The organism is Mycobacterium sp. NGS51 (assembly GCF_059812525.1).
Genome location: NZ_JCALCV010000005.1, coordinates 131,141 through 154,781 on the forward strand (window position 1 = coordinate 131,141; position 23,641 = coordinate 154,781).

Sequence of the window (23,641 nt, forward strand, 5' to 3'; positions counted from 1 at the left end):
GTTTCGAGGGAAGGCATGGCGACCATGTCGCTGGCAGATTGGATGACCGACACGGACTACGAGTGGCGGTCCCGGCTGAAGCCGGTGAACCTCGTCATCGAGACCGATTTCTCTACTGACGAGGTGAGGACCGCTCAGAGTAGGTACGGCGCGGCCGCACAGCACTTGCTAAACCGCGGTTGGTCGCATGTCGAAATCGTCAAGCGATACCCCGCGCTGACGTTGATGATCCTTGTCGGACACGCAGCGCTTGCCTATGAGGAGGGCAAGTACTGGGAGAGCTTCTGGGATGAACTCGGGATGTCCCGAGACGCCGACTTCGAGAACGAGATTCGACGAAACTTAAGCAAGCTACTCGACAAATTCTCGCTGGCGCGGTTCCCAGACATCGAACGCGACAGCAACCGCAAGTACGTAATGACGTTTGCACTGCATGCCGGGATCCCTGTGCACTGCTTGGCTGACCTGCTCACTGTCATCAATGACCACGTCCGCCATGGCGGCCCAGCTACCGGCGCTGCGGTCCTGGAGTGGCTGGAAGAGCCCGGTAAGGAATACCGCGCGGCAGCATTGGACGTACCGGTACAGAACTTTCTGAGGCATGGCGCCGAGTTCGCGACCGACATACTCGACCGGATCATCGAGTTCGTTGAGGCAACAGCCGCCGAGCCGACTCTGTTCGACGCGGACCTCGACGCCTCGACCACGGGTTTGCCCAGCGTATTACTCGATGAACTGATCGCTAGGCTGCGGGACGCGCCCCTCCAGCTGGAACGCAGACGCTCAGTCGCGAGGAGCTCCCTTCAACCTGCGATCACCTACAACGTCGATGACGACGAGATCGTCCTGGTACTTCCCACGCCGCCGGAAGATACAGAATCACCCTGGCGTGTTTCTCTCGACGGCGAGGTCCGCGAGGTCTACTGCGCCCGCAGATGGGGCGGTGATACTCAAACGGCTGTTGCGCGAGTGACGGTGCCGGGGCCCGTCCGTGAAGCGGTAATCTCGCATCCAGCAATACCCACAGGTTCCGCATTACCGATGGTGGTGAAGTCTGATCCGTTACTGACCTTCGACAAGAACGGTCGATGGATCCCGAGGCGGGACGGATTAAAGGAATGCGTTTGGGCGGTCTTCCCCGACGACCACAAGCTGATCGACAATTACACCGGCAGCCCGGTCGTCCACTGCGACGCCGGGTGTCCGGCGGGCTGGCACGGCTGGCGCAGTGCATTCGTCGAGCTTGAAGACGTCCACGCACTTCAACTACGCCGCAACGATGAACCGATCGGCACCCAGCGGCTGGTGCGGAAGGATGCGAGACCTCGCTTCGAACTCGGGCGGTCGGTGACTGGCATCTATACAACCGATGGGCGGTCGGTGCACGGCACTCGACCATGGGTCATCCTTCCGCCGTCACGCACTGACCCCGGCCCGGAGTGGCATGTTCGAGTTCGACGTCTGGGCGACACCGAGTGGGTCGTCGACGAATCCTGGGGCGGCGAAGATGTCGAAACGTGCGTTGATCCTTTCGACGAAATCGAGGAGCCGCAACTCGGTCTGTTCGAGATTCTGGTAAGCGGACCGCTGGGAACTGACGCTCGCTGCGTGGTGTTCGTGGCCGAAGGTCTCGACGCCAGTTTCGATCCATCGATTCGGGTTCCGGAGTCAGGCGGCCTGACGCCGTGCATAGGCGAAATCGTCACCGATACCGTATTTGCGGAACCGGCTGGCCCGATCTCCTTTGATCACCGAGATCTTCAGGTCGACGTTCAGCTGGTTAGCGCCGAAGTCGCCCAGGCTGTGGTGCTCAAGCCGCCGCATATCGAAATCCGTGCCGGTGTGGTCGGAACACCCGCCTCGTGGCGGATGTCGCCGGACGTGTGCGACCCGGAGGATTTCAGCCAGGACCGATTCATGGCAGTCCGCGCTCCCGGTGTCGAATCCGTTGAGTTTGGCTACTTTTCAGCAGTCGGTGACCTCCTGCAGGTCGATCCGCGGCCACGTGGCCGCCAGGGCGACGTGTTCGAATCGCGGACCCAACAGTTCGCCGACACCGTCCGCAGCCACCCGGGCGGCCGGATCGTCGCAACATTGCACACTGACGGTGGTTCCGTTCAGGTGGCCGTGCTGTCTGCGCAGCCCCGGCAACTGGCGTCCGGAGTGAGCCTGCACGACAACACGTTGGTATTCACCGATGTCGCGGCAGTTGACGACTTGGCTGCCTACGTCTGGAGTACGACGGCACCATGGCGTGCGCCCGAAGTGCTCCCGGTCCCCACTGGGCGGGCCGCCCTGCCCGATCACCTTGTCGACGCCGGTGACCTACGGTGTCAGCTGTTCGTCGATGATCCGTGGGGGCTCATCGACCCGCCTGCAATGCCCACCGAGGAAGCGTTTCGTGTTGAGCAGCTGGGCTGGCGCGACGACGGCACACCCGACCAGGTAAAGCTTTCCCGCTACCTGGGCGGCCCGCGTCGTGCGCCCGTCGAGGTCGGGGCCAAGCCGGAAGTCTGGGCGGCGCTGGCGCGGCTGCACGCCGACGGCAAGACGGAGCGGTTCGCCGGTCTGATTGCTCTGTTGTCCGATGACCCGAGGAAAGCGCTGGAATGTCTGGGGGACAGCACCATCCCGGCCGGTGACAAGATGGCGATGCTCGTCCGCAGTGAAATCGTCAACTACAACTTCGCCATCGAGCAAACGCTCAACGAGCTGCATTTGCATCCGTGGTTCGGCTGCATGGTGGAATTGGCCGACCTTGCTTCCCTGTACGACCGCCGGCGAGAGGTGCGCGATGAGCGGCGCCAAACGCTTGCGTACCTGCGGGACCGCGGCGGTGAGCCGTTGCTGGAGTTGTTGCGGTCAGGCAAGAACCCGAGTATCCACGACGCCTGCCTCGATGCGAATGTCTTCGCGATGAGTTCGGCGCCCGGCAACCAGGTTGAAGCGAAGTGGCGTGAAATACAGGCGGTCCCGCTCGCTCAACTGCATCCGGATAACTTGCGCGCCGGAGTCTATGAGGCGTTCTGTCACCGGACCCACTGGATGAGTACGGGCTGGTCAGCCAACTTCGCCCAGCAGACCTCGTTGGTGGTCAACGCCATCAAGCGGACCAATCGGCCCGCGCACGAGGCCATCATGATGCGCAGCGACCGGGTGCGGGGAATCGATGTCGCCAAGCACCCGTGGGTCCTGATGTCGGTGCAATCACTGACCCTTGCGCTGCTGGCCAGGCTCGAAGCGCACGGGAGAATCGGTGGCCAGTACCTGAACTCGGGACTACTTGGCGACTGGGCGCAGCTCGCGCAGGTATGCCCCACGATGGTCGCCAACGACTTGCTGATTGCTGAAGCCATGGTGCTATACGACCGCCGTGGCGATCTGACCGGAGAGGACCAATGATCGATCGGCTGGACCCGCTGGAGACTGCCAAGCAAATTGAATACAGCTACAAGCGGTACCTCAAGACGCTGCTTCCCCCGCGTGATGAGCGGCTCGCCGCGGCCTTCGACGCCGAGATCGATGCCAGCGCACAGCTGACCAAAGGCCCGATGCTGGAGCTCACCCCGCCGTATGAGACCGGATTGTCGTGCCGACAGCTGATCGATGAAGGTGTGCTGCATCCCGACTTCGCCCGAGTGGACAGCCAATCCTTCCCGATCGACCAGGCACTCTACGTGCATCAGGAAACGGCCATCCGAAAATTTCTGGCCGGCCGCAATCTGGTGGTCAGCACGGGCACCGGGTCCGGCAAGACCGAAAGCTTCCTGGTTCCGATCGTCAACTCATTGCTCGAAGAGTTAGCCCGCGGAACGTTGGGGCCGGGCGTGCGGGCGTTACTGCTGTACCCGATGAACGCGTTGGCTAACGACCAACTCAAGCGGCTGCGCGCGATACTCGGCGGGGTTCCGGAGATCACCTTCGGCCGTTACACCGGCGAAACCCGGGAAGATGCGCGTACAGCTGAGAACGAGTTTCTGAACAGCAACCCCGGCGAACCGAGGCTGCCCAACGAGCTGCTCAGCCGAGACGAAATGCGTGCCAGCCCTCCGCATCTGCTGCTGACCAACTACGCGATGCTGGAATACCTGCTGTTGCGTCCAAGAGACATTGACCTTTTCGACGGTAAGCACGGCGGAACCTGGCGGTTCATCGTGATGGATGAAGCCCACGTGTACGACGGCGCGCAGGGATCCGAGGTCGCGCTCCTAATGCGTCGACTCAAACAACGCGTCGCCCCGGACGCAACTATGCAGTGCATCGCCACGTCGGCATCGCTCACCGGTTCGGTCCGCAATGACCCCCGTGTTGAGGCGATGGAATTCGCCAGCAACCTCTTTGACGCCCCATTCGAGTATGTGGAGGGTGACTCGGGCCGGCGGGATCTTGTTGAGCCGGTACGCAAGAAGCATCTGCAGACGCCAAGTTGGCGGCTGACCGGCGAGCAGCTGCTCGCGCTGCGCGACGGCAGCACGACACTCGCCGAGATCGTGCCCGCCGGGACTAAACCAGCGGAAGCTTTGAGCACCGAAGAATCCATCATCGCGCTGAAAGACGCCCTCGGTGCTGGGCCAGTTGGTGTCCGGTTGCTGCGGGAGCGCCTGTGGCCCAACGACGAGCGGTCGACGGAGAAGCTCGACACAATTGTCCAGCTCGGCAGCAGCACCCACGACGACGCCGGCCACCCCGTCCTGTCCGCCCGCTACCACCAGTTCGTGCGTGCAACCGAAGGAGCATTCGTCAGCTTCAACGACGACGGGCCCCGCATTTTCCTTGGCCGCCACGAAGTCGATCCTGAGACCGGGCGCGCGGTATTCGAATTCGGGACGTGCTCGCGTTGCGGTGCGGTCCATCTGGCCGGCAGCCTTGATCGGCGAGAGGGCCGAGAATACTTCGTGCCATCCCCGAAGCCGGATGCACCAGTGAATTGGTTGGTTCTCGCCGACCCGGAGCAAGACATCCTGATTGACGAGGACGAGCTCACCCTGGCCGGCGATGATTCAAAGCCGGGCAAAACTGACCCCACCACGCGGCGGCTCTGCACCTGCTGTGGCCTGCTCGCCGACGCTACGGCCAGCACCTGCTTGTCGGCGAATTGCTGTGGCGGACAGATGTTACTGGTTCGGGAACACCCGCGACCAAAGCGCGTCATGAGTCGCTGCACCGAGTGCGGAACACAATCATTCCAGGGAGTTCGGCGGCTGCGAACCGATGTCAACGCGGCGCCCGCCGTCATCGCCACCGCCCTTTATCAGCAACTCCCCGAGGCCACCGATGAGGCCGCCGGCCAAGTTGGTCGGGGACGGAAGTTGTTGATGTTCTCCGACTCTCGCCAGGCGGCTGCCTTCGCAGCGCCATATCTTGACCGCACCTACACCCGGATGCTGGAACGGCGCTACATCACCCAGGCACTCCGCGATCCCGATGCCGCCGGTGAGATCACCGTCGGAGACCTAGCGGTGCTCACCCGCGAGAGTGCCCAGGCCGCAGTGCACTTCGCGCAGAAGCTGGGCCATGTCGAGATCACCCAGGCGGTCAACCAGTGGGTCGCGGGTGAATTGATGACTCTCGAAACACGACAGTCACTCGAGGGTCTGGGGCTGATGCGAGTGGCGCTGCGCACCGATGCTACCGTGCCCATGCGAGGTTTCGCATCTCTTGGCCTGACCGATGACGAGGCCTGGGCGTTGCTCAACGAACTCGTCAAGACGGTGCGGCTGCAGGGCGCAGTGACAGTCCTCGATCGTGTCGACGTGAAAGATGAACGGTTCGCTCCGCGGAATACCCGGGTGCGAATGCGGTCGACCGGATCAGACCGGGCCAAGCAGATCATCAGCTGGAGTCCCAGCGGCACCGCCGCAACGAATGCGCGAATCACGCTCCTGCGTAAGGTACTCGCAACGCTGTCGAATGACACCCCCGCAGAGCGAGTGCTCGAAGGCTGCTGGAACCTCCTCGATAAGGGGGGATTTCTGGTCAGCGAGTCCGACCGAGTCCTCGGCCAGGTTTATCAGCTCGATCACACCAAGCTTTCGGTCACCAGCGGCACCAATTGTCCGTGGTACCGGTGCGACGGCTGCCGGCTGATCACCGCATTCTCGGTGCGAGACGTATGCCCCAATAGCCGCTGCACGGGCAAGCTCAAACCCTTCGACATCCCCGCGCCCGAGGTCGATACCAACCACTATCGCGCTGTGTATCAGACCATGAACACGGCGCCGCTCAGTGCACGCGAACACACCGCGCAATGGGATGCCAAGGCTGCGGCTGGAATCCAACGCGATTTCATCACGGGGAAGGTCAACGTGCTGTCCTGTTCGACCACTTTTGAACTCGGGGTGGATGTCGGGGATCTTCAGTCGGTCGTGATGCGCAACATGCCGCCCAAGACCGCGAACTATGTGCAACGGGCCGGCCGGGCCGGGCGCCGTGCCTCTTCTGCAGCACTAGTCGTCACCTACGCGAACCGATCCGCACACGACCTGGCCAAATACCAGGAGCCGAATTCGATGATCGCTGGCCGGATGCGGATTCCCTGGGTGCCGGTCGACAATGCGCGGATCGCCCGCCGACACGCCCACTCGATCGCGCTGGCCGCTTACTTTCGATACTGCTTCGAGCGACGCAACGAGCGTTGGAAGACTGCCGGGGAGTTCTTTTCAGCGGGACCGGATGGCGAGGACTCGCCGGCGCGTCGAGTGAGCCAGTTCCTGACACCGGTGCCCGCCGACGTCGAAGCGGCTCTGCGTGCCGCGCTCCCGCCGGCCGTCGAGGCGGAGGTCGGGATCCTCGACGGCAGTTGGGTCGCGAAGCTGGTCAACCTCTTGGACTCGGTGGAAGAAGAGCTGATTAAGGACATTACGGACATCGAGGACCGCATCCAGGAGGCCGTGAAGGAGCGCAAGTACGGATTGAGCAAGCGACTTGATGACACGCTACGGACGGTCACGGGCCGGGAACTGCTCGGATACCTTGCCAACCGAAACATCCTGCCGAAGTACGGCTTTCCGGTGGATACGGTCGAACTCAGCACCTTGCAGGCCGCCGATCCGGTGGGCCGTCAATTGGAGCTCGCCCGAGATCTCAGCCTGGCGATCTACGAATATGCCCCGGGCAACGAGGTTGTGGCGGGCGGCCGAGTCTGGACCTCGACGGGATTGAAGAAGCGTCCCGGAAAAGAACTCGACCGGCAACAGTATCGGATTTGCCGGAACTGCCAGCGCTTTCAGTGTGAGCGCAGCCTCGAGCCGGCCGAAATCTGCCCCAGCTGCGGGGACCCGTTCGGGGCAATCGGCACGCTGGTCATTCCCGAATTCGGTTTCATTGCCGCAAATGAGACGCGTGAGGTGGGTAGCGCTCCGCCCGAACGCCGCTGGCATGGCGGTAGCTATGTGGAGACACCGGGTGACGACGCCGGCCGGTACTACTGGTCCGACCGCGGGCTGAAAGTGACTGCGCGAGCCGGTGTGCGGGCCTGGCTTGCTGTCGTCTCCGATGGGGCTGGCGAAGGGTTCCAGCTGTGTGAGTGGTGCTATTGGGCGGGTGTGCCCGAGCGGGGGAGTCGTCGTCGCAAGCACCGGCGGCCCGACAACAACAGGGAATGCGATGGCCCGCTGGAAAGGATTTCGCTCGGCCACCGCTACCAGTCCGATGTCGCTGAGTTCACCTTCGACGGGATCTCATACCGCCGCGACCAGGAGGCCAACTGGCTGTCTGCGCTGTACGCGATCTTGGAGGGCGCCTCCTATGCCTTGGAGATCAGTCGCGACGACATCGACGGGGCGCTGTCTTGGAGTAAGGATCAACGGCGCAGCATCGTGGTCTTCGACACCGTCCCAGGTGGGGCCGGTGCGGCGAAGAAGATCGCCCAAAACATCGGTGTCGTTCTGCAGTCGGCGGTCAAACGGGTGACCGACTGCGACTGCGGTGAAGAGACCTCGTGTTACGGATGTCTGCGGTCGTATCGCAATCGACGGTTCCACGAGGAACTTTCGCGGGGCGCGGCGCTGCAGCTACTGGGTGGGGTGGCGGGTTCATGAAAGGTTCAACGCAGGAGGATGTCGTGTCGTATGACAGCGGCGTGTCGATCGGACCGGGGCAGCAGGTACACCTGAGTGCATTTGGCCGTACTGAGTTTTGGCTTCAAGACTGGTTGGCCCACGATCTTTCGCGGCTCGGCCTCGGGCCGCTGACGTTGGTGCACCAGGAACAGACACAATCGGGTGGAGGCAACCTCGATCTGCTCGGCGCTGCAGATGACACGTACTACTCAATCGAGGTCCAGCTGGGCGAGGTTGATTCCGACCACGGGTTCCGGGTGTTTGATTACTGGGCGAGGAACAAACGCCGCTTCCCTGACAAGACGCACGTCGCTGTTCTTGTCGCTGAGACGACATCTGGTCGGTACCGTCCCGCGCTCGAGGAGCTTGCGCAATACGTGCCATTGCTCGTGGTGGAGATGCGGTGCTGGCGCGGAACGAACGAAGCACTCCTTGTGCCTGACTTAGTGGTCGTCAACCCAGAACTCGATGTCAGCGGCACACCGTTGGCAGTCACGGCAGGCTCAATGCGCACGAAAGACGATTGGCGAGAAGCGATGACCGAGGACGCTTGGTCGTTCAAACAACAGTTCGTCGATTGGGTCCGCTCGAATATTGGTGAGGTGAAGGTCGACTATTCGCCAAAATCCTATGTCGGTCTGCGAGTGGGTCGTCGCGTGTGGGCGCCACTCTGGCCTCGCAGAGATGGAGCATACATCTACCTTCCCGATCCTGACGGTTCACGTAGCGATGAGTCAGTAGCATTTGAGCACTTCCGCGACCTGCTTGATAGTGAAGGCCTTACGATCGCTTGGAACCCGACCTACAATGCTGGCGCCAATCCGATCTCAATACGGCTGCGCACCACTGACCTAACGAAACCCGCTGTGCTGCAATTATTAAAGGCAACGTACGAAGCAGTCTCGATCTCCAGTCCGGAGCCATGGTCTGCCGCGCATCCGACAGGATCTCTGTCAGCTGAACCGCTGGCGGCCAATGACTTTGGTGACTCTGGCGAAACGGCGTAGCTTCCGACGCTCCGTGATCTTGCCACGCGTTGCGTGTAGTCGCGGTCGCGAAGCCTGTTAATGATCGTCTGGTTCGCGCCAGCCTCATGTGGGCCGCGCCACTATTGGATGTGTTGGACCCCACGGCACCAAATATTGCGAATGGCCGGCTTGGAGAGGACGATCTGCGCTGGACCATCGCGACGGGGTGGCATGCTGCTTCCGCGTCTCACCTAGGGCAGTGTGCGGCCACACCTCCACACGATTTGGCTACCTACTCGACGCCGAGCGGGTACTGCATGATCGGCACCGGCAAGACGGTGGTCGCCGCGCTGGACTATCGCCGGCTGGTGCGCGAGGTGCACGGCCGAGACCTGACGCTAGCCCTTCAGCCACCCGGCGCCGGTCTGCCCGCCGGTCCAAGTCCTGCCGACAGCGCGGGCAGTCATCACACGTCGGGAAGGTTCAGCGCCCAACCGGATGACCTGGGCGTGGTAGCCGGGATGGTTGCAGTATCCGCAGATCGCCATGACGTGGCTCTCCTGATTCTCGAGGTTCGAGAGACACGGTGTGCCCCCATACCTTCATGTACGAAGCCCGCCGATAACAGTGCGTCGGCTGTTCGCGCCGTCACCCCGCCGCGCAGACGACACACCTCCGGGGCCGGAATTACATAGATGTGATTCGGTTGTCGGTATGGGTAAATAGGGTGCGTATGAGCCACGACCGCTGAGAGGAGGACCGTGATGGCGGACCGTTCGGCGATCGAGTGGACCGAGGCCACCTGGAACCCCGTCACCGGCTGCGACCGCATCTCGGCCGGCTGCGACCACTGCTACGCGATGACGCTGGCCAAGCGACTCAAGGCGATGGGCTCGGCGAAGTATCAGGTCGATGGCGACCGCCGGACCTCCGGTCCCGGCTTCGGTGTGACGCTGCACCCGCAGGCGCTCGACGAGCCTCGGCGCTGGCGCAACTCCCGCGTAGTGTTCGTGAACTCGATGTCCGACCTCTTCCACGGCAAGGTGCCGCTCGACTTCATCCGTGACGTGTTCGACGTCTGTCGCGACACCCCACAGCACACCTACCAGGTGCTAACCAAGCGCAGCCTGCGCCTGCGCCGCGTAGCCGACAAGCTCGATTGGCCGGAGAACCTCTGGATGGGCGTGTCTGTGGAGAACGCTGACGCCCTGCCCCGCATCGACCACCTCCGCGAGGTGCCGGCCGCGGTGCGGTTCCTATCCTGCGAGCCGCTGATCGGCCCGCTCGACGGCATCGATCTCACCGGCATTGGATGGGTAATCGTCGGTGGCGAATCCGGTCCTCGGTACCGGCCGATCCAGCTGTCGTGGGCACGGGGGATCCGGGACGCCTGCACCGAGGCCGAGGTGCCGTTCTTCTTCAAGCAGTGGGGCGGCCGCACCCCGAAAGCGGCGGGACGTCAACTTGACGGTCGGCTGTGGGACGAGATGCCCGAGGCCGCTACGGGTTAGGAGCCGTCGTCTTGCGGATAACGTGCTGGTGCGGCTTCGACACCTTGGTCACGTGTTCAATCTCGCCCGACTTCACCAGAGCGCGAACCGCCGCCGTGTACGCAGTCTCCTTGGCCTCACCGTAGAGGTCTCCGTACACCTCCTTCACGTGCCGGACCACCTCCTTCGGTTGCCCGTCGGCAGTCAGCCGCCGCAAGTTTTCGGTGATGTGCGCAATCGCTTGAGTGTGTTCCCTCTCAAACTGATCTGCCAGGGCGTCCCACAGTGTTCCCTGCGGTTCATCGGGGTCCGGCCCCAAGAACTCAATCCATCTCTGTCGCGCCTTTGCGCCGGCGGCTCCGAACACCCAGAAGCCGTGTGGGTCCTGGGTGAGGAATATCAAGTAGTAGACGGGCTGGTGATGGACCTGGCGCCGTACCGGTGCGACGACGTATCCGTACCCGGTTCCGTCGATCAGATGCTTGGCGTACTCGATCGCGACGTTCTCCGCGGCTGACTCCCAATCGCGCCCGCCAGATGCCTCATACGACCTCAGCGCCACACCTCGCCACCACTCACCGCCGCACACGGCGTCTGCCTTCGCGACACCGCCGAGATCGAGTTGGCCCTTCTTCAACTGACCGCCTGCTCGCCGGGTCAGGTCGGCGTTGAAGTTCAACAACAACTCGGTCCGCGGCCACTTGCCCCGCGTACGGAGGATGTCGCTAATGGAACTCATCGGGAGCACGGCCCCGCAGGGATCAAGGAAGACGAACAGACTGGCTCCGGCGGCCAACTGCAACGCCTCGTCGATGTAATCCCCGCATTCACCGTGGTGGCTGTCGATGCGGATACCTCGGGCGCGGTACTCGTCGGCCACCGCGTCGAGGGACTCGTAGTCCTGACGGTTCTTCTCAATCAGGAGAAGGTCGATCTGGGTGGTGTTCTTGGCCTTCTGCGCGGCGAGCATCATGTGCTCAGCGGATCCTGCTTCACCGGTGTCGAAGCGACCTCGGCCGGCGAACCCGTCGAAGAGCACCGCTCGCTTCGGCTTGAGCTTGCTCGCTGTCATCGTCGCGAATCTGACGACGTACTGCTCGAGGATCGCGTGCTTGTAGACCGATTGCGGCCTGGGGCTTGCCAGCAACCCTGCGTCGGTACCGGTGGGCATCGGCTCTGCATCCTGGCCGATCAGCGCCGCATCGACCAAGCCATCGATCCCGATGATCGAGTCGATGCGGTCAACATGCGAAGTCTCCCATTTTCTGCATGCGTCCAATCGAGCAGCTCTTGCACGTCTCATCGATGTCCATCGCTTCATCCATCATCTGACCCACATCCATCACCTCCGCCTCGAACGCTCCAACATCCACTGCCGTGGTCGGCCCCGGCGACCCCAGACCAATGATTGCATTTGTAATATCACTATGCAAACATAACATACATGACGGATCCACAGACGATTGCGACGCTCCTCCAGGCCATCCGTGCTGCACTCGACCTCACGCAGGCCGAGTTGGCCGAGCGGCTCGGTGTCTCCTTCGCCACGGTGAACAGGTGGGAAGCCGGTTCCAGCAAGCCACAGCGAGCCCAGCTCGCCAAGATCAACGCTCTGGCCGAGGATGCTGGCGTCGACGCCAGCGATGCCCCGCTCGCCGGTGGAGCGGTAGTCACCCGTCGCCGCGGGCGCCAAGCTAGGCCAGCGACTCCGACCACAAAGCCAATGGAGCAGATGCTGTGGGACGCCGCTTGCTCGATCCGAGGCGAGAAGGACGCGCCGAAGTTCAAGGACTACCTGCTGCCGCTGCTATTCCTTAAGCGCCTTTCTGATGTCTTTGACGACGAGATCGACCGACTCGCCGAGGAGTATGGCGACCGTGACGTCGCCCTGGAGATCGCGGACAACGACCACGACCTGCTCCGCTTCTATCTCCCGGCGGAGGCGCGTTGGGCCGTCATCAGCGGACGCGCGCAGTACGACTGGCCTGACGACGAGCGCGGTCGGTCTACACGACCACGCGACATCGGTGAGCACCTCACCAAGGCAGTGCGAGCCGTCGTCCGATTCAACCCGAGTCTCGCCGGAGTCATCGACGTCGTGGACTTCGCGGCTGAGCGCAACGGTGAGCGGGATATCAACCCCGCCAAGCTCAATGGCGTCGTCGAGACCTTTTCCGACCCGCGTTATCGCCTCGGCCTCGCCGATGTGCAGCCCGACTTCCTTGGCCGCGCATACGAATATCTCCTCCGAAAGTTCGCAGAAGGCTCGGGCCAGAGTGCGGGCGAGTTCTTTACTCCAACCGAGGTGGGATTCCTCATGGCGCGCATCCTGAGGCCGAAGCCAGGACACACCTGCCATGACTACGCTTGCGGTTCCGCCGGCCTGCTCATCAAGCTCCAGCTCATCGCACGTGAGCTGGACCCGACCGCGAAGGTTCCGCTCAAGCTGTATGGCCAAGAGCTCCAGGCCGAGAGTTACGCCGTCGCCCGGATGAACGCCATCATCCACGACATGGACGTCGACCTGCGCCGCGGTGACACCATGATCAATCCCAAGTTCCGCACGTCCTCGGGATCGCTCGACCAGTTCGATCTTGTCGTCGCTAATCCGATGTGGAACCAGCCTTTTGACCCCAGCATTTTCGAGGACGACCCGTACGACCGGTTCATCAAACACGGCGGCGCAACGTCAGGCAAGGGTGACTGGGCCTGGCTCCAGCAGACGCTCTCGGTGCTCAAGGACACCGGCCGTGCGGCGGTCGTCCTCGACACCGGTGCCCTAACTCGTGGCTCGGGCTCGAAGAACGAGGACAAGGAACGAAACATCCGCAAGTGGTTCGTCGAACACGACCTCATTGAGGGCGTCATTCTGCTACCCGACAACCTCTTTTACAACACGCCGGCCCCCGGCGTCATCGTCGTGCTGAACAAGCGCAAGCCTGAGTCCAAGAAGGGCAAGATCACGCTGCTCAACGCAAGCAAGCGGTTCACCAAGGGCAAGCCCAAGAACCACATAAACGACGAAGATGTCGTCGAACTCGCGAAGCGCTTCAACACTGGCGAGGTCGTCGAAGGTGAGGTTGCCGTCATCGAGACCGCGCAGGCCGCCGAGGCTGACTACAACCTGAGTCCGAGTCGATGGGTTGCAGTCAGCGGATCTGTCGACACCGACGACATTGGCGAGCTGCTCGTCGAGCTTGATCGGCTGAGTAGCGAAGATGTCGGATTGACTGCCGAGTTGTTGAAACTGCTTAGCCCGCTTGCAAAAGCCGGGGAAACCCAATGACATCAACGCCGACAACGTGGCCGACCCGGCCATTCTCCGAAGTCGCCGACTATGGCGTCGGGAGAACGCCCGCGCGCGCAAACGCCGCGTATTGGGCGAGGACAGGCGACGACATCCCGTGGGTCGCTATTTCAGACCTAGAACCGTACGGAGTAGTCACGAGAACGAAGGAGACCGCCAGCCGCGTCGCGCTCGAAGAAGTCTTCCGCGGCCGCCTTGTGCCAGCTGGCACCCTCCTCATGAGCTTCAAACTGACGATCGGGCGGATTGCCACCCTCGGCGTGCCGGCCGCGCACAATGAGGCGATCATCTCGATCTTCCCGCGTCCCGGGGTGGATCAGCGGTTCCTTGGATACTTCCTCTCGCATTACGATTATGACGAGCTTCAGGATCGGCAGATCAAGGGAAACACGCTCAACAAGAGCAAGATCGACCGCATCCCTATCCCGGTGCCATCCGAAGTAGAGCAGCGTGCAATTGCTGCCGTGCTTGACAAACTTCGGCAGGCGATCGACCTCCAAATGTCAGTGCTGTGCAACCTTGACAGGTTGAAGACCGCGACGATGCAACTGCTGTTCACACATGGACCGCGGGGAGAGTCGAAAAAGGAGACCGAGATCGGCTCAATCCCTGCGAGTTGGAGGATCGGGCCACTCGGTGATCTCGCACAATTGCAGCGGGGATTTGATATCACGAAGAGTGCTCAGTCTGAAGGCGGAACCGTCCCTGTAGTTTCGTCAGGAGGCGTCAAGAGTTTTCACGACGTTGCAGCTGTCAGCGGTCCCGGTGTCGTGATTGGGCGTAAGGGATCAATCGGTTCGGTCCATTACGTCGATTCCGACTACTGGCCTCACGACACAACACTTTGGTGCAAAGACTTCCTCGGTAACCTGCCAAAGTTCGTTTTCTACCGCCTCCAGTTGGTGGATATGAAGCGGCTCGATTCAGGTGCGACCAATCCTGCTCTGAATCGCAACTTCCTGCATGCGGAGGTCATAAGTTGGCCGGACGTCGAAGAGCAACGACAAATCGTCGGGATTATGGAAGCGATCGACCAGAAACTCGATATACACCGTCGTAAGCGCGACACGCTAGACCAGCTGTTCAAGTCGTTGCTGCACAAACTGATGACCGGCGAGATTTCGGTCGACGACCTCGACCTGAGCGCATTGCCGTCAATCGATGGGGCTGCAGCATGAGCCAGATCAAGATCTCCGAGGCCAAATCGGTGCAATTCCCGATGGTGAAGCACGCCTCAGCCGTCGGCTGGGAGCAACTCGCGCCAGAGGAAGCCGAACGCATGCGTCGCGGTCGGGCCAACATGCTGTTCCCCGAGGTGCTGGAGAACAAACTTCGGCAGTTCAACCCGTGGCTTACCGAGGACCAGGCGCGCGCGATTGTCGAGAGCATTGAAGCGCTGCCCGCCACGATCGAGGGCAACCGAGAGGTGTTGCGTTGGCTCCGAGGCGAACGTCAATGGCACGACGAGAACGAACAGCGCCAGCGCCCGGTTCAGGTTGTCGACTTCGATCTGCCCCACGAGAACGCCCTACACGTCACGTGGGAGTGGAAGGTCGAGCCGCCGGCCCGGGCGAAGGGGAACCGCGCGGACGTCATGTTTATCGTCAACGGCATCCCGGTCACCATCGTCGAGCACAAGAACCCGAAGGACCGCGACGCCCTGACCAAAGCGGTGACCCAACTCCGGCGTTACGAGATTGAGACGCCAGAACTCTTGGCTCAGGCGCAGCTGCATAACGAGACCCACCTGATCGACTACTGGTACGGCGTCACATGGAACGTCAACCGCCGCATGCTCTTTAGGTGGAAGCACACGACCGACGAGTCCTACCGTGATGCCGTTCAGGCGTTCTTCGAGCCGCGCGACTTCCTGCGCACTTTGCGCGAGTGGGTACTCTTCTACGTCGAAGACGGTGAAACAAAGAAATCGGTCCTTCGCGAGCACCAGCGCGGCGCCGTCGATGCGGTGGTCGAGCGGTGCGCCGACCCAGCGAAGAACCGCGGCCTGATCTGGCACACGCAGGGCTCGGGCAAGACCTTCACCTTGCTAACGGCGGCGCAGTTGATCCTCAGCCAGAAGGACCGCTTCAAGAACGCAACCGTCATCCTCGTCGTTGACCGCACCGAGCTGGAGGGCCAGCTCAAGGAGTGGGTCGACAGACTGCTCGGCGAGATGCAGGCCAACGACATCCCGGTTCGGCGTGCCAACAGCAAGGATGACCTGCAAGACATCTTCGATTCCGACTTCCGTGGCCTGGTCGTCTCGATGATCCACAAGTTCGAGACAATCCGGAAGGACAGCTCCAACCGCGACAACGTCTTTGTCTTCATCGACGAGGCTCACCGGTCGGTCGCTGCTGACCTCGGCTCATACCTCATGGCGGCGGTCCCAAACTCCACCATCATCGGCTTTACGGGTACCCCGGTCGGCGGGACACAAGGCGGTGGCACAAGTTCGTTCCAGATCTTCGGATCACAGGACGAAATGGGCTACCTGCACAAGTACTCGATCATTGAGTCGATCGAGGACGAGACCACTCTGCCGATCAAGTACATGCTTGCGCCGTCGTCGATGTCCATGGCACCAGAGGACTTAGACGAGCAGTTCTACGCCCTTGCGTCCGACGAGGCCGTCACCGACATCGATGAACTCAACAAGGTACTGCAGCGGGCAGTCGGACTGCGCACCTTCCTCGGCTCTGACAGCCGCGTGGCGCAGGTGGCTGAGTTCGTCGCGAATCACTTCAATGAGAACGTAGATCCGCTGGGGTACAAGGCTTTTCTCGTCGCAGTCGACCGTGAGACGTGTGCGAAGTATAAGCGCGCGCTCGACAAGCTGCTGCCGCCTGAGTGGTCCGAGGTGGTCTACAGCAAGAATGCGAGCGATGTCGTCGACCGTCCGGACGTACATGAGCTCCAGCTTTCCGATGACCGCGAGAAAGAGGTGCGCCGGCAGTTCAAGAAGGCCCGTCAACAGCCCAAGATCCTTATCGTCACTGACAAGTTGCTCACCGGTTACGACGCGCCGATCTTGTACGCGATGTATCTCGATAAGCCGATGCGTGACCACGTCCTCCTCCAAGCACTCGCGCGCGTGAACCGACCATATGTCGACAGCGAGGGTGTGCAGAAGAAGGTGGGTCTCGTCGTAGACTTCGTTGGCATCTTGAATGAACTTCACAAGGCGCTGCGGTTCGATTCCGCCGATGTGGAAGGCGCCCTGCAAGACCTCGATGTGCTGATGGCAGATCTGCTGCTGAAGATCGACGCTGCTTCCACCGAGTACCTGCAGGTCACAAGCGGCCAAGGCGATGACGAGCAGTTAGAAGGCATCGTTTACGGCAAGTTCGTATCGGAGGACGAGCGCAAGAAGTTTTTCGACGACTACCGCGACATCGAGGCGTTGTGGGAAATACTCTCGCCGTCAGCGGAGTTGCGCGACCACATCGCGACGTACAAGCGCCTATCTGTTCTATACGCGGCCGTGCGAAACGCCTACTCCGAGGCGACCACCTTCACGGCCGATCTGGAGCACAAAACGAAGCGCCTGATCGAGGAGAACGCGACTCAGGAAGGGCTCGGTCGATTCACCAAGGTTGCTACGTTCGACGTGCCAACGTTGGAAGCACTCGATCGGGACGACGGACCTCCCGAGGAGAAGGTCTACAACCTGCTCCGCGGTCTACGAAAGGAGATGGAAGACAACCCGGCAGCTGCGGTGGCGCTCCAGAGCATCAAGGAGAAGGCCGACCGCGTCATCGAAAATCTCGAAGAGCGCAAGGTCAACGGTCTCGCCGCACTCGATGAGCTCAAGGCAATTGCGGAGGAGAAGGACAAACTGCGCGAGTTCGCCAGGCAGAGCGGACTGTCGGATCGCGCCTTCGGTATTTACTCGGCATTGAGAACCGAGCATTCGTTGCGTGGGCTGAAGGTCGATATCCAGCGGGTCGCAGTGAGCATCGAGGTAGCGGTGGATCAGTTCCCGCACTGGCGACAGAATCCCGACGAGCGGCGCCGCCTGCGCAGTGGACTCTACAAACCACTGCTGGATAGTCAGGTGCCTGCGAAGTCCTGCGCCGAGATTATCGATAACGTTATGACTGTGCTGGAGAAGGTCTGATGGCAAGGCCGAAGATGCCGCTGACCGCCGATCAGGCGCTCAGCCGCAAGGCGATGGCGTGGGCGACCAAGATTCGAGTGAATCCTTCCCGCATCGTGATCGCCGAGCTCACTACAAAGTGGGGCTCGTGCGCACCGGACGGTGTGATCACGCTCGCACAGGATCTTGTCGAAATGCCCGCGGCCTTCCAGGACTATGTCGTCGTTCATGAACTGCTCCACCTGCGATACCGCTCCCACGGGAAAGCCTTTACCGCGATGATGACTGCGTTCGTTCCCGGCTGGCGCGAGCTGGAGGCATCGAGCCCAATTAGGGAGGTGCACAGATGAATTCCGCGGAATTGTCTGGGTGATATGCCCCCGTGTCGGAGGGCAATTCAAAGAACGCCAAGATAGTCTTCGTCGTCCACGGACGCAATCTGGCTGCGCGGGCCCGATTCACTTTGGCCCCAACGACTTAGAGAAGAAAGTCGACCTCGCCGGAGGTAGCGAATTCGGGTGTGGTCAGGCCACCACATCGAGATCCGCACCGGCGGTGTCGGTTCGCCCGCGGCGTGGCGTCGTGGTCCTGGCCTGACCCCGATTGGTTGATCCATGGCTTATGAGAGTCTTGCGGCCCACAACGTGGACAGACTCAAGTGCATTGGCTTGCGGGTGTTTCGTTCACTTGACGGCTGGGCCGCGGATGCCTCACACATTAAGGCGGAGTACTACGCTGGCGAGGCAGACTGGCGATTCGGACAAGACTCAGCTTCCCTCGCGGAGAATGACCAACAGGCCTGACCGCAGAAACTAGATGAGCACTCGATGGGATTGATCGATGCAAGCGATATTGGCCAGTATCGTCGCGGTTGCCGGCACACTGCTTGGCTCCTGGCTTACATACGTGTTGCACCGACGAACCGCAAACGAAACCGGACGCCGTGAGCAGCGAGAAGAGCGGCGGCGCGAGTTCTTAGAAGCGGTCGACGCCTATTCGTCGGCGGTCAATCGACTGCGACGCGCGGAGCATGACCGCGCTAAGAAACGCCTGAGCAACGCGCCGTCGGAAGTCCGTGAAGATGCGCGCCAGGAGACCTACCGGCTGCGCTCAGATGCGTGGAGTGCTTACTACCGGCTGAGGCTTCGCGCCGACCCGAGGGCCGACGACGATTTTCTGTGCGACGCGGAGAGGATTATCGAACTTACAAGGGACATCACTGCTTATACAGAAACAGAGATCGAGATGGGAAAACGCAGCTCCGAGGCCAAAAAGGAGCTAAACGCATTTATAAGTGCAGCGCACCGGTGCGTTAGCGAGAGGTATCCGTCCTAGTCGGCGGGCCTAAGCGGGCTTTCTCGCAGCCGAGAACGTACTGGCCGCACACCGCTTCACGAGGAGCGAGGCAAACATTGCTAAGTGCCGCTCCGAGTGGCGTCGAGGTGATGAGGTGAGTGGTCAACTGGACCACCAAACGGGTCCCTCTCAACGTCTAACGGCATCGAAAGCAAGACCAACAACGATTACCGCGGCCGCCAGTTGCAACATCAACCCCCCGCCGCAGTCTCACCCGACCTAGGGAACAAACACATCCTTCATCTCCCGTAACCACGACTTCAACGGCAGCGCTTCAAATCCGAGCATTTCCGGGGTGAAGTGTCGTTCGGTGCCGTGCAAGCTGTTGCCGTTTTGCAGCAGCTCGTCGATGAAGGGCACCTCGTGGTGACAGTAGGTGAGGATGTACTCGGCGGCGTCGTCGCGGCGGTAGTACTTGCGCAGCCCGGCGCCGAGTTCGCGCAGGAACGCCTCGTCGCTGCCGTCGTAGCTGATCGGCACGCCCCACGCCTCGCTCATCAGCCGCGGGATCGTGCTGAACCTGACCAAGTCGTCGATGCCGTTCTCCAGATGAACGGTCTCGCCGATCTCGGTCAGCGACGGATCCAGCAGCAGCTCAGCCACGCACCGGCCGATGTCGCGGGTGGCAATGAAATTCATCGGCCGGTCGGCGGCCATCACGAACGTCTGCTTGTCGCGGACGGGCTCCAGCAGAAACCCGGAGAAGTCCTCGAAGAACCATCCCGGCACATTGGCGTAGACCACCGGCACGCCGGCGCCCGTTAGTACCCTGCGGGCCCGCAGATGCTGCACATTCGTCTTCTCGCCGTCGAAGCCCGGCAACGGGGTAACTTCCGATTCGTCGCGCAGACCCGGCGGGTCACCGATCAGCCGGATTAGCCGCACCAGCCTGCCTGATGCTTTGATCGCCTGGGCCACATTGGTCATCGCGGTCTGCTCGTCGAGGAAATCCGGAGTGACGACAAATGCCGCATCAATCCCCTCGAATGCCGCGACCATGTCCTCGGCCTTCAAATAATCGGCGATCATGACCTCGGCACCCGGGTGCATGGTCGCCAGCTCGTCGGCCATCTCCGGCCGGCTCGAGACGACGCGAACTTTGGCCGTCGGGTGACGCTCCGCGAGCCACTGCGCACACGGACCACCAATGTGCCCGGCAGCACCGAAGACCAGAAACGACGGGTCGGACGGCAATGTCATGTTGACTTCCTTTGTAGCCACGGATGTTTCGGTGATCAGCCGACGATGACGTTCTCCTCCTGGACGTACATCGTCACGCCGCCGGTCGCGAAGTTGGAAACATCAGCACCGGCGGCGCGCATCTCAGGTGAGGTCAGCCCGGCCTTCAGCGACTCGGCGGTCTCGAACCCCAGCCGGGCCACCATGTAATACGGCGGCTCGGAGCGATCCAACGACCGGCACGTGCCGGTGGTAAAGCTCACCAGCCCCGGCACTTTCAGCGCCAGCGGCGTATGGGTGGTGGCGTAATAGTCGTCGAACGCGGCCGGGTCGGTGGGCTGGCCGTAGCAGACGGACACAATGTGCATCAGTGCTCCTCGGGGGTAACGGGTTGCTTGGCCACCAACGTCAACACGTCGTAGGTCGCCACCGGTGAGTCATCCTGGTTGGTGACCACGGCATCCCACCGGACTTCGCCGTAGTCGGCCGAGATTCTCGGGGTGAGCTGTTTGGCGGTCAGCGTGACCGTCAACGCGTCGCCCGCCTTGACCGGGGTGAGGAAACGCAGCCCGTCGACACCGAAGTTGGCCAGCACCGGGCCGGGGTTGGGCTCGACGAACAGGCCCGCCGCCAGCGACACCACCAGGTAGCCGTGCGCGACGATGCCGCCAAACAGCGGATTGGCCGCCGCCGCTTCGGGATCGGTGTGCGCGTAGAACGTGTCGCCGGTGAACTCGGCGAAATGCTCGATGTCCTCGAGCGTCACCGTGCGCGGGCCGCCGATGATCGTGTCGCCGATCCGCAGCTCCTCCAAGTGTTTCCGGAACGGATGCACGTCGCCGACATCGCGGGCCGCACCGGCCGTCCACCGCCCGGTGATCGCGGTCAGCATGTCGGGGGAGGCCTGCACGGCGCTGCGCTGCATGTGGTGCAGCACGCCGCGGATCCCGCCGAGTTCCTCACCGCCGCCGGCCCGTCCGGGTCCGCCGTGTACCAGGGTCGGCAGCGGCGACCCGTGCCCGGTGGACTCCTTGGCGTCGTCGCGGTCCAACACCAGCATCCGGCCGTGATATGGAGCGATGCCCAGCACCACCCGGCGCGCCACCTCGGGGTCGTGGGTGACCACCGAGCCGACGAGGCTGCCGCGGCCGCGGGCGGCCAGCGCGACCGCCTCGTCGACATCGCGGTAACCGATGACGCTGCTGACCGGGCCGAACGCCTCCACGTCGTGCAGCGCGGCGGCGCCACCGCCGTCGGCGCGCAGCAGCAGCGGCGGCACGAACGCGCCGCGATCGGGATCGGCGCCCTCAACCGCAAAATTGTCCGGGTGCCCGCTGACCAGCGTGGCGGCATCGGTCAGGCTCTTCAACGAGCGCAGCACTTCCTCGCGCTGGGCGATGCTGGCCAGTGGGCCCATCGTCACGCCGTCGGCGCCCGGCTTGCCGACCACCACCGTGGCAAGCCGGTCCTTAGCGGCCGCCACCACGTCGTCGACCAGATCCCGTGGCACCAGGGCGCGGCGGATCGCGGTGCACTTCTGTCCGGCCTTGGCGGTCATCTCGGCCACGAGTTGCTTGATGTAGAGCCCAAATTCGGGGGTATCGGGGGTGGCGTCGGGTCCCAGGATCGAGCAGTTCAGCGAATCGGCTTCGGCGTTGAACCGCACCCCGGCGACGACGACGTTCGGGTGTGCGCGCAGCGCCGCCGCTGTGCTGGCCGAGCCGGTGAACGCGACGAGGTCTTGCTCGTCGAGTTGGTCGAGCAATCCGTGCGGGCTGGCGCACACCAACTGCAAGGAGCCTTCGGGCAGCAGGCCAGTGTCGATGATGTGCCGCACCACCAATTCGGTCAGATACGCCGTCTGGTGGGCGGGTTTGACGATGGTGGGCACACCGGCCAGAAACGCCGGCGCCAGCTTCTCCAACATCCCCCAGACCGGAAAGTTGAACGCGTTGATCTGCACCGCGACCCCGAGCCGCGAGGTGTAGATGTGCTGGGCGGTGAATGTGCCTGCGCGGCCGAGTCTTTCGGTCGGACCATCCAGATAGACCGTGTCGTTGGGCAGCTCGCGGGTGCCCTTGCTCGCGTAGCTGAGCAACGTGCCGATGCCGCCGTCCACGTCGATGGCCGAGTCACGCGCCGTCGCGCCGGTCGCAAACGACAGCGGATAGAACTGCTCCTTGTCGGCCATCAGCTGCTTGCCGAGCTGCTTGAGCAGCGCGGCCCGTTGATGGAAGGTGAGCTCCCGCAACGCCGGACCGCCGACGCGCCTGCCGTAGTCGACGACCGCGGCGAAATCGAGGCTCTGCGTCGAAAACCGTGCCACCGCCTCGCCGGTCGCGGCGTCGGCCAGGGTGACGCCGTCATCCTGGGCGCTGCTCCACTGCCCGTTCACATAACTCTGCAACAACGCCGCCATCCGACCGCGATCCTTTCCCAACCGTCCATTCGTTCGGTTATTAGAGTGGCAGTCGGAGCGGGCCGGCGTCAAGGGGCGCGGCATCCGCGCCAGAACCCGAAAGCGTCAGCGTTGGCCGGAGGACGGCACCCGTAGGCCGTCGAACAGCGACTTGATGACCGCGTCGGCCAGCTCGTCGGCGCCCAGGCCGCGCGTCGGCTTGTACCACTCGACGAGCGAGTTGACCGTGCCGAAAATCAGCCGGCTGGTCAAGGCGGGGTCGACGTCGGGGCGCACGCTGCCCTCCTCGGCGGCCTCCTGCACCAGCTGCTCGACGATCTGGTCGAACTCGCGACGACGCGCCAACGCGCGGCGCTCCACGGTGGTGTTGCCGCGGATGCGCAGCAGCAGGGTCACGTACGGAAGTTGCTCTACCAGCACATGAATGCTGCGATGGACCAGATTCTCCAGTCGATCGATCGCCGGCCCGGTGGTGGTGTCGGGTTCCCGGGTAGCCGCGAACAGCGCATCGAGTGCCCGGTTGACCGAGAGCCGCAGCAGTTCCGCCTTGCCGGGCACATGGTGATAGATCGACGACTTGGTGATCCCGAGCCGGCTAGCCAGATGCTCCATGCTGGTGCCGTCGTAGCCCCGCTGGTTGAACACCGTCACGGCGACGGCCAGCAGCGAGTCCAGGTCGTAGCCCGGGCGTCCGACCTGGCCGACGGGTCGCGAACGCGGCGCAGCCATACCGCACATCATCGCACTGCAGAAGCCAGTCACG

The 23,641-nt window shown here is 62.5% G+C and carries 15 protein-coding genes; 9 read left to right on the forward strand and 6 right to left on the reverse strand.

The features are described 5' to 3' along the window. The first annotated feature begins 42 nt into the window (after positions 1 to 42). The 3 genes from AC5Y5W_RS08510 to AC5Y5W_RS08520 are packed head-to-tail and all read left to right on the forward strand — an operon-like array spanning position 43 to position 9,067. Positions 43 to 3,402, forward strand: a complete 3,360-nt coding sequence (locus AC5Y5W_RS08510) for a hypothetical protein (RefSeq protein WP_500009942.1) — start codon at positions 43 to 45, stop codon at positions 3,400 to 3,402. Continuing rightward, on the forward strand, positions 3,399 to 8,039 hold the full coding sequence (locus AC5Y5W_RS08515) for a DEAD/DEAH box helicase (RefSeq protein ID WP_500009941.1): 4,641 nt from the start codon (positions 3,399 to 3,401) through the stop codon (positions 8,037 to 8,039). The genes AC5Y5W_RS08510 and AC5Y5W_RS08515 overlap by 4 nt, the downstream gene beginning before the upstream one ends. Next, positions 8,036 to 9,067, forward strand: coding sequence for a hypothetical protein (locus AC5Y5W_RS08520; RefSeq protein WP_500009940.1), 1,032 nt, complete (start codon positions 8,036 to 8,038; stop codon positions 9,065 to 9,067). Before AC5Y5W_RS08515 ends, AC5Y5W_RS08520 begins: the two co-directional genes overlap by 4 nt. A 359-nt stretch (positions 9,068 to 9,426) precedes the next feature. Here the strand turns inward: AC5Y5W_RS08520 and AC5Y5W_RS08525 are convergent, their stop codons facing one another. Then, entirely contained in the window at positions 9,427 to 9,576 is a 150-nt protein-coding gene (locus AC5Y5W_RS08525; RefSeq protein ID WP_500022267.1) for a hypothetical protein, read from the reverse strand. A gap of 216 nt (positions 9,577 to 9,792) precedes the next feature. Here AC5Y5W_RS08525 and AC5Y5W_RS08530 point away from each other — a divergent pair, with 216 nt between their 5' ends. Continuing rightward, complete coding sequence (locus AC5Y5W_RS08530; RefSeq protein ID WP_500009939.1) at positions 9,793 to 10,539, forward strand: DUF5131 family protein; 747 nt, start codon at positions 9,793 to 9,795, stop codon at positions 10,537 to 10,539. Here the strand turns inward: AC5Y5W_RS08530 and tcmP are convergent. Next, a complete protein-coding gene (gene tcmP / locus AC5Y5W_RS08535; protein WP_500009938.1) occupies positions 10,529 to 11,797 on the reverse strand; it encodes a three-Cys-motif partner protein TcmP in 1,269 nt (422 codons plus the stop codon). The two genes, AC5Y5W_RS08530 and tcmP, sit on opposite strands and share 11 nt — an antisense overlap. Before the next feature lie 165 nt (positions 11,798 to 11,962). Here tcmP and AC5Y5W_RS08540 point away from each other — a divergent pair, with 165 nt between their 5' ends. From AC5Y5W_RS08540 to kilB, 5 genes are all read left to right on the forward strand, one after another. Further along, positions 11,963 to 13,804, forward strand: coding sequence for an N-6 DNA methylase (locus tag AC5Y5W_RS08540; protein WP_500009937.1), 1,842 nt, complete (start codon positions 11,963 to 11,965; stop codon positions 13,802 to 13,804). Continuing rightward, complete coding sequence (locus AC5Y5W_RS08545; RefSeq protein WP_500009936.1) at positions 13,801 to 15,003, forward strand: restriction endonuclease subunit S; 1,203 nt, start codon at positions 13,801 to 13,803, stop codon at positions 15,001 to 15,003. The genes AC5Y5W_RS08540 and AC5Y5W_RS08545 overlap by 4 nt, the downstream gene beginning before the upstream one ends. Beyond that, entirely contained in the window at positions 15,000 to 17,945 is a 2,946-nt protein-coding gene (locus AC5Y5W_RS08550; RefSeq protein WP_500009935.1) for a type I restriction endonuclease subunit R, read from the forward strand. Before AC5Y5W_RS08545 ends, AC5Y5W_RS08550 begins: the two co-directional genes overlap by 4 nt. Beyond that, entirely contained in the window at positions 17,945 to 18,274 is a 330-nt protein-coding gene (locus AC5Y5W_RS08555; protein ID WP_500009934.1) for a M48 metallopeptidase family protein, read from the forward strand. The genes AC5Y5W_RS08550 and AC5Y5W_RS08555 overlap by 1 nt, the downstream gene beginning before the upstream one ends. A gap of 490 nt (positions 18,275 to 18,764) precedes the next feature. After that, a complete protein-coding gene (kilB, locus tag AC5Y5W_RS08560) occupies positions 18,765 to 19,259 on the forward strand; it encodes a plasmid transfer protein KilB (RefSeq protein ID WP_500009933.1) in 495 nt (164 codons plus the stop codon). Between the two features lie 240 nt (positions 19,260 to 19,499). On the opposite strand, the gene AC5Y5W_RS08565 is transcribed toward kilB, so the two are convergent. From AC5Y5W_RS08565 to AC5Y5W_RS08580, 4 genes are all read right to left on the reverse strand, one after another. Further along, the gene (locus tag AC5Y5W_RS08565; protein ID WP_500009932.1) at positions 19,500 to 20,480 is read right to left on the reverse strand and encodes an SDR family oxidoreductase; all 981 of its coding nucleotides are present in this window, start codon (positions 20,478 to 20,480) and stop codon (positions 19,500 to 19,502) included. Between the two features lie 35 nt (positions 20,481 to 20,515). Next, entirely contained in the window at positions 20,516 to 20,827 is a 312-nt protein-coding gene (locus AC5Y5W_RS08570) for an EthD family reductase (protein ID WP_500009931.1), read from the reverse strand. Continuing rightward, positions 20,827 to 22,878, reverse strand: coding sequence for a phenylacetic acid degradation bifunctional protein PaaZ (gene paaZ, locus AC5Y5W_RS08575; RefSeq protein ID WP_500009930.1), 2,052 nt, complete (start codon positions 22,876 to 22,878; stop codon positions 20,827 to 20,829). Before paaZ ends, AC5Y5W_RS08570 begins: the two co-directional genes overlap by 1 nt. 105 nt (positions 22,879 to 22,983) lie before the next feature. After that, positions 22,984 to 23,607 (reverse strand): TetR/AcrR family transcriptional regulator, encoded by a 624-nt coding sequence (locus AC5Y5W_RS08580; protein ID WP_500009929.1) that lies wholly within the window; start codon positions 23,605 to 23,607, stop codon positions 22,984 to 22,986. Positions 23,608 to 23,641: the final 34 nt, after the last annotated feature.